Source organism: Pseudonocardia yuanmonensis (assembly GCF_039542425.1).
Taxonomy (GTDB): domain Bacteria; phylum Actinomycetota; class Actinomycetes; order Mycobacteriales; family Pseudonocardiaceae; genus Pseudonocardia; species Pseudonocardia yuanmonensis.
In genome coordinates this window covers 1-6,772 of the sequence record NZ_BAABIC010000049.1, presented here as the reverse complement: position 1 = coordinate 6,772, position 6,772 = coordinate 1, and the positions used below count along the sequence as shown (strand labels likewise).

Annotated in this window: 3 protein-coding genes and 1 pseudogene; 3 read left to right on the top strand and 1 reads right to left on the bottom strand. The window is 72.2% G+C overall.

Translation table 11 applies throughout. The annotated features are described in order from the left end of the window. Positions 1-233, top strand: a pseudogene (locus tag ABD990_RS33965) (IS630 family transposase); the annotation flags it as partial. A gap of 63 nt (positions 234-296) precedes the next feature. Here ABD990_RS33965 and ABD990_RS33960 read toward each other — a convergent pair. Beyond that, positions 297-1,325, bottom strand: a complete 1,029-nt coding sequence (locus ABD990_RS33960; RefSeq protein ID WP_345384918.1) for an FUSC family protein — start codon at positions 1,323-1,325, stop codon at positions 297-299. A 311-nt stretch (positions 1,326-1,636) separates the two neighbouring features. Here ABD990_RS33960 and lysX point away from each other — a divergent pair, with 311 nt between their 5' ends. Further along, positions 1,637-5,059 carry a bifunctional lysylphosphatidylglycerol synthetase/lysine--tRNA ligase LysX gene (gene lysX / locus ABD990_RS33955; protein ID WP_345384917.1) on the top strand — a complete coding sequence of 1,141 codons (3,423 nt, stop codon included), beginning with the start codon at positions 1,637-1,639 and terminating at the stop codon, positions 5,057-5,059. Between the two features lie 230 nt (positions 5,060-5,289). Further along, complete coding sequence (gene hmgA, locus ABD990_RS33950; RefSeq protein ID WP_345384916.1) at positions 5,290-6,621, top strand: homogentisate 1,2-dioxygenase; 1,332 nt, start codon at positions 5,290-5,292, stop codon at positions 6,619-6,621. Positions 6,622-6,772: the final 151 nt, after the last annotated feature.

The following is a 6,772-nucleotide window of genomic DNA, read 5'->3' as shown; positions in this document are numbered from 1 at the left end:
ATGTCGAGTTGGTGTTCACCCCGACCCACGCCTCCTGGCTGAACTGGATCGAGTCGGAATTCACCGCGCTGCGCTACTTCACCCTCGACGGCAGCGACTACCCCTCCCACACCGCGCAGGAAGCCGCCATCGCCGGCTACATCCGCTGGGCCAACCGCCACGCCCGCCCCAAGCGACGCTTCGCCCCCGAGTCCAGAATCCGCAAACCCGATTACCTACCGAACGTTGCCTGACGAGGCACTAGACGGCGGAGCTGACGGCGCTCCCGTGCCTGTCCGTCGTGGAGACCACTGGGCTCAGCGGTCACCGTCGCCGGGCACTGTCGAAGCCGCGCCGGAGGCCGGGGTGTACCGGCCGAGTGCCATCTCGGCCAGCGCCACCACCGCCGCGACGAGGGCGAGGCCCGCGATCGTGTAGACGACGCGGTCGACATCGGTCGTGAGGACGTCGGTCTGTTCGGCGTTGAGCAGCACGATCGCGGCGGTGAGGAACGTGGCGAAGTAGGCGTAACGGGCGTGCACCAGGTACACGACGGCGGCCACCACCATCGCGACCGTACCGATGACGACCAGCACGTCGACGTTGTCGGTCGCCAACGCCAGGACTCCGGCGAGCAGTCCCCCGACCACCGTCCCGGCCCCGCGTTCGACGATCATCAGTCTCGACTCGTCGTAGCTCGGTCGCGCAGCGACGAGTATCGACACGAGAACCCATCCGGCGGTGGTCCCCGCGAACCAGGTCGCCGCGATGAGGGCCGTGGGCGTCAGGAGGATGACCAGCGCGCCGGTGTAGAAGGCGACGACCGGCGCCGGCACCGGATCCGGTGCACCCGACCGCTCCTCACGCAGCAGGATCGCGCCGACCAGCAGCGCCCACAGGCCGCCACCGATCGCCACGCCGGCGCAGATCAGTGCGTGCCCGACGACTCCCGGCGTGATCTGCCCGAACGACATCGAGGGGTATCCGTAGATCACGGTGATGGCAGGCTGGAGCGCAAGGAAGATCGCCACCGGATGGAGGCCTTTCACCGCGCTCAGGCCGACCAGGACGGCGATGGTGAACATCAGCAGCGCGGTGGCGATCGGATGGCCGAAGACCAGAACCGCCAGGAAGTTCAGCAGGGCGGCCAGCGGAATCGTCGCCACTGCGTACCGCGGGCTGAACATCCAGGCGATCACCGCCGGCAGCGTTCCGGCGATCACGAAGGCGGCGGCCGGCCCGAGCGGAGTGAACTCGATGACGCCGTCCGGGACGAACAGCGGCAGCACGACCAGCAAGGTCAGGCCGACCTGCTTCATGGTCGCGGACCCGCGCAGCTCACCCATGCCTCGCCACCCCGTCAGATCCGTTGGTCACGGCGCGGGCGGCGCTCCTACTCCCAGCCGGCGTGACCGCCATCTCGCGCAATGGCCGCACCGAGCAGTATCTACCCGACCCGGCTCCTGGACGACCGGCTGGCTGCGTCGACCGCGCCCTCTGCAGCGTCGTCGTCACGGGCCGGCACGCTCAGCGGAAGGCGAAAGCTGGCCGCCTCGGTCGGACGCAGCCACGAGGCAGCCACATCGCCCTGCTGACCCCTCGTGCAGTGGCGCCGGAGGTGTCACCCTGCCGGGGACCGCAGGTCCGGGAGGATGCCATGGTCGATCGAAGGGCGGACGACGCGAAGAGCCAGGTCGTCGATCTCGATGCGGCTGCAGGACGGTCGGCACCGGGTGTGGTCGAGCGCGCCGGGCGGGAGGAGCCCGCTTGGCGCCGCGCCTTCGCGGACCGGTTACCGGATCTCTTCGCGGGCTATCTCGCCGCTGTGGCGACGTTCTGCGCCGTCACGGCGGTCGTGCCCGCGCTGCGCGAGCCACTGGCCTGGTTGCGGTCCGCGATCGAGATCGTGTCGTTCTCGGCGCCGCCGAGCCTGGCCGCGGCGGCGTTCCTGGGCATCCTCGCCGCCGCGGTGCGCAGGCGGATGCGTGCGGCATGGTGGTTCCTGGCGATCTCTGTCGTCTTCGGGCGACTCCTCTACTGGATCACGGTCCTCGTCGAGACCGACGGCGAGGAACCGGTGACCGTCACCGCCGCGCCCGGCTTCGGCGGCTGGCTCCGGGTGGGGTTCGGTGTGGCGGCCCTCGCCCTTCTCCTGGTGGCGCGCGACCGGTTCACGGCGCGGACGCAGCGCGGCAGCGGCTGGCGCGCGCTCGGGGTCTACGTCGGTCTCGTCCTGGCCGGGGGCCTCATCGGCTGGCTCCTCCTGGAGCTGTTCCCCGGCACGCTCGCCACCACCGGCGACCGCCTCGGGTGGGCCTTCACCTACGTGCTCGCCGGGCTCGGGGATCCCGGGGTCGTCGGCGTCGACGGGGCCGGGCCGCCCGCGGTCACCTTCGTGTGCGGGCTCTTCGGGGCGCTCGCCGAGCTCGCCGCCGCGTACGTGCTGTTCCGGCCGCGGCGGGACCAACGCCGGCTCGGCCCCGACGACGAGCAGCGCCTGCGCGTGCTGCTCGACCGCTACGGCGACGAGGACTCGCTCGGCTACTTCGCCACGCGGCGCGACAAGGCGGCGGTGTTCTCCCCGTCCGGCAAGACCGCGGTCACGTTCCGGGTCGTCTCGGGGGTCAGCCTCGCCAGCGCGGACCCGATCGGCGACGCCGAGGCGTGGCCGGGCGCGATCGACACGTGGCTCGACGAGGCCCGCCGCTACGGCTGGCTCCCCGCGGTCGTGGGCACGAGTGAGCGGGGCGCCCGCGCGTACGTCGCCGCCGGTCTGAACGCCGTCGAGCTCGGCGACGAGGCGGTGCTGGACGTGCGGGAGTTCTCGCTGGAGGGCCGGTCGATGCGGGTGGTCCGGCAGGCTGTGGGCCGGGTGGAGCGGTCCGGCTACTTCGTCCGCATCCGGCGGCACGCCGAGCTCTCGCCGGAGGAGATGCGCGAGGTCGTCGAGCGCGCCGACGCCTGGCGCGACACCGAGACCGAGCGCGGCTTCTCGATGGCGCTCTCCCGCCTCGGTGACCCGGCGGACGGGGGGTGCGTGCTGGTCGAGTGTTTCGATGCCGCGGGAGGACTGCGCGCGTTGCTGTCGTTCGTGCCGTGGGGCCGGCACGGCCTCTCCCTGGACCTGATGCGCCGCGACAGCACCGCGGAGAACGGGCTCACCGAGTTCATGGTGGCCGCGCTCGCCCAGCAGGCGCGCACGCTGGGCGTGGACCGCGTCTCCCTGAACTTCGCCATGTTCCGGGCCGCGTTCGAGCACGGCGAGCGGATCGGCGCCGGACCGGTCCTGCGGCTCTGGCGCGGCCTGCTGATGATGGGGTCACGCTGGTGGCAGCTCGAGTCGCTCTACCGCGCCAACGCCAAGTACCAGCCCCGCTGGATGCCGCGATACCTGTGCTACCGCACGGCGCGCGACCTGCCGCGGATCGGCGTCGCCTCGGCGATCGCCGAAGGCTTCCTCACACCGCCCGGCCCGACGACGCTCCGGCGACGCGGTGTCGAGCCGCCGCCGACGACGACCACGCCGGCCCCGGCCGCTCCGCCACCGGTGCAGGCCCCGACTACGACCGGGGACGACGCGGCCGCGGCGCCGTCGGCCGCCGCGCTCGCCCGGCAGCCTGAGCAGGTCCGTGTGCGGCGCGCGAAGTACGAGCGGATGCTGGCCGACGGCCTCGAGCCCTACCCGGTGGGCCACCCCCGCACGGCGGGCCTCGCCGAGGTCCGCGCGCGGTTCGGGCACCTGGCGCCCGACGCGGCGACCGGGGAGCGGGTCTCGGTGACCGGCCGTGTCGTCCGCCTCCGCGACCTCGGCGGGTTGTGCTTCGCGGTGTTGCAGGAGGGCGACGCGGAGCTGCAGGTGATGGTGTCGGCGGACCGGATCGGGCGGCCGGGGCTGCGGGACTGGACGAGACGGGTGGACCTCGGCGATCACCTCGGGGTCACCGGGGAGGTCGTGACGTCCCGGAGGGGCGAGCTGTCCGTGCTCGCCGGCGAGTGGGCGGTGACGGCGAAGTGCCTGCGGCCGCTGCCGGACAAACGCCGCGGCCTGTCCGACCCGGAGGCCCGCGTCCGGCAGCGCTACCTCGACCTGGTGGTCAACCCGTCGGCCCGACGGATGCTGCGGCAACGCTCGGACGCGGTCCGCGCCGTGCGGGAGTACCTGGCCGGCCGGGGCTACCTCGAGGTCGAGACCCCGATGCTGCAGCCGGTGCACGGCGGGGCGAACGCCCGCCCGTTCGTCACCCACATCAACGCCTACGACATGCGGCTCTACCTGCGCATCGCCCCGGAGCTCTACCTCAAGCGGCTTTTGGTCGGCGGCGCGAGGAAGGTGTTCGAGCTCAACCGCAACTTCCGCAACGAGGGCGCGGACGCCACGCACAACCCGGAGTTCACGATGCTCGAGGCCTACGAGGCCTACGGCGACTACGACACGATGCAGGTGCTGATGCGGGAGATGATCCAAGACGCGGCGCGCGCCGCGCTCGGCGGCACGGTCGTCGTCCACGAGGGCCGCGAGTACGACCTGGCCGGCGAGTGGCGGTCGATCACCGTGAACGCGGCGATCTCGCACGCGCTCGGCGAGGAGGTGACCGCCGACACGCCCGTCCAGCAGCTGCGGCGGCACTGCGACCGCGCCCGCATCGCGCACGACCCGACGTGGGGCCGCGGCGCGGTGGTGCTGGAGCTCTACGAGCACCTGGTCGAGGACCGCACGCTGGAGCCGACGTTCTACCGCGACTTCCCGACCGACGTCTCGCCGCTGACCCGCCAGCACCGCGTCGATCCGCGCCTGGCCGAGCGATGGGACCTCGTCTGCTTCGGCGCCGAGATCGGCACCGCCTACTCCGAGCTGGTCGACCCGGTCGAGCAGCGCAGGCGCCTCACGGAGCAGTCGCTGCTGGCCGCAGGCGGGGACGTCGAGGCGATGGAGCTCGACGAGGACTTCCTCGTCGCCCTGGAGTACGCGATGCCGCCTTCGGGCGGGCTGGGCATGGGGGTGGACCGGATGGTCATGATGTTGACCGGCCGCAGCATCCGGGAGACCGTGCTGTTCCCGATCGTCCGGCCCGGGACGTGAGGATCCATGGCCGACCTCCCCGTCACCGTCGTCGGGCGCTTCCGCGACGGGCAGCGCCGCGTCGCGGCGTACCTCCACGGAGTGCCGGCTGCGGCGTGGGCGACGCTGCCGTACTCGGCGCGGTCACCGACCTGCGCCTTGCCGCCGGCACCGAGCTCGTCGTCGTCGCCGGCTCCCACCTCTGCCACCCTCGAACGGCTCGCACATTCGGCCGACGGAGGAGAATGTCGATGACCAGCACCCTGCCCTCACCCGCCGCCACGCAGGTGACCGGAGCGGAGCTGACCTACGCGTCCGGGTTCGGCAACGAGCACGCCACCGAAGCCGTCCCCGGGGCGCTCCCGGTGGGCCGCAACTCGCCCCAGCGCGCCCCGCTCGGGCTCTACGCCGAGCAGCACAGCGCCACCGCGTTCACCGAGCCCCGCGCGGTCAACCGCCGCAGCTGGGTGTACCGGATCCGGCCCTCGGCCGCCCATCCGCCGTTCCGCCGCATCGACACCGGCCTGCTGCGCTCCGCCCCGGACACCACGGGGATCACCGACCCCAATCGGCTGCGCTGGGACGCGCTGCCCCTGCCCGCCCAGCCCACCGATTTCGTCGACGGGCTCTACACCGTCGGCGTCAACGGCGACGTCCGCCAGCGCGCCGGCATCGGCATCCACCTCTACGCCGCGAACCGGTCCATGACCGACCGCTACTTCGTCGACGCCGACGGCGAACTCCTGATCGTGCCCCAGCAGGGAGCCTTGCTGCTGCACACCGAGTACGGCCGCCTGCACGTCACACCCGGGGAGATCGCCGTGATCGGCCGCGGCGTCCGGTTCCGCGTCGAGTTGCCCGACGGCCCCACCCGCGGCTACGTCTGCGAGAACTACGGCCAGCCCCTCGTCCTGCCCGAGCTCGGCCCCGTCGGCGCCAACGGCCTGGCCAACCCGCGCGACTTCCTCTACCCCGTCGCCGCCTACGAGGACCGCGAGGAGACCGTCCAGGTCGTGCAGAAGTACGCCGGCGCGCTGTGGGCCGCCGACTACGACCACTCCCCGCTCGACGTCGTGGCCTGGCACGGCACCCACTCCGCCTACAAGTACGACACCGCCCGGTTCAACGTCCTGGGCACGGTCTCCTACGACCACCCGGATCCGTCGATCTACACGGTGCTCACCTCGCCCACCGACACCCCCGGGCAGGCGAACGCGGACTTCGTCGTGTTCGCCCCGCGGTGGCTCGTCGGCGAGGACACCTTCCGCCCGCCCTGGTACCACCGCAACGTCATGAGCGAGTTCATGGGCCTGGTCCGCGGCGTCTACGACGCCAAGGCCGAAGGGTTCCTGCCCGGCGGCGCCAGCCTGCACAACATGTGGAGCGCCCACGGCCCCGACGCCGAGACCTACCGCAAGGCCAGCACCGCCGAACTCGCGCCCCAGAAGATCACCGACACCCTCGCCTTCATGTTCGAGACCCGCTGGCCCCTCACCGTCCCCGACTTCGCCCACGCCGCGGTCCACCGCCAGTCCGACTACGACGGAGTGTGGGCCGGGATCGAACGACGCTTCAGGCCCTGATCGGTGAACCCGTCCACCCGCGTGGAGCTAGTGCCTCGTCCAGGAACGTTGGGGTCGTAACCGTGTCGGCTTGATCAGTTCCGGTCTGGCGCTGGAGGCTGTCCGCCGGAGGTGGTGGGCATGCCGCGACGGCCCGAGGTCTTCGTCCGGG

What these genes read in the sequence shown, in the direction of transcription:
- lysX (WP_345384917.1), top strand. Translation starts at nt 1,637, where the DNA reads ATGGTCGATCGAAGGGCGGACGACGCGAAGAGCCAGGTCGTCGATCTC.
- ABD990_RS33960 (WP_345384918.1), bottom strand. Translation starts at nt 1,325, where the DNA reads ATGGGTGAGCTGCGCGGGTCCGCGACCATGAAGCAGGTCGGCCTGACC.
- hmgA (WP_345384916.1), top strand. Translation starts at nt 5,290, where the DNA reads ATGACCAGCACCCTGCCCTCACCCGCCGCCACGCAGGTGACCGGAGCG.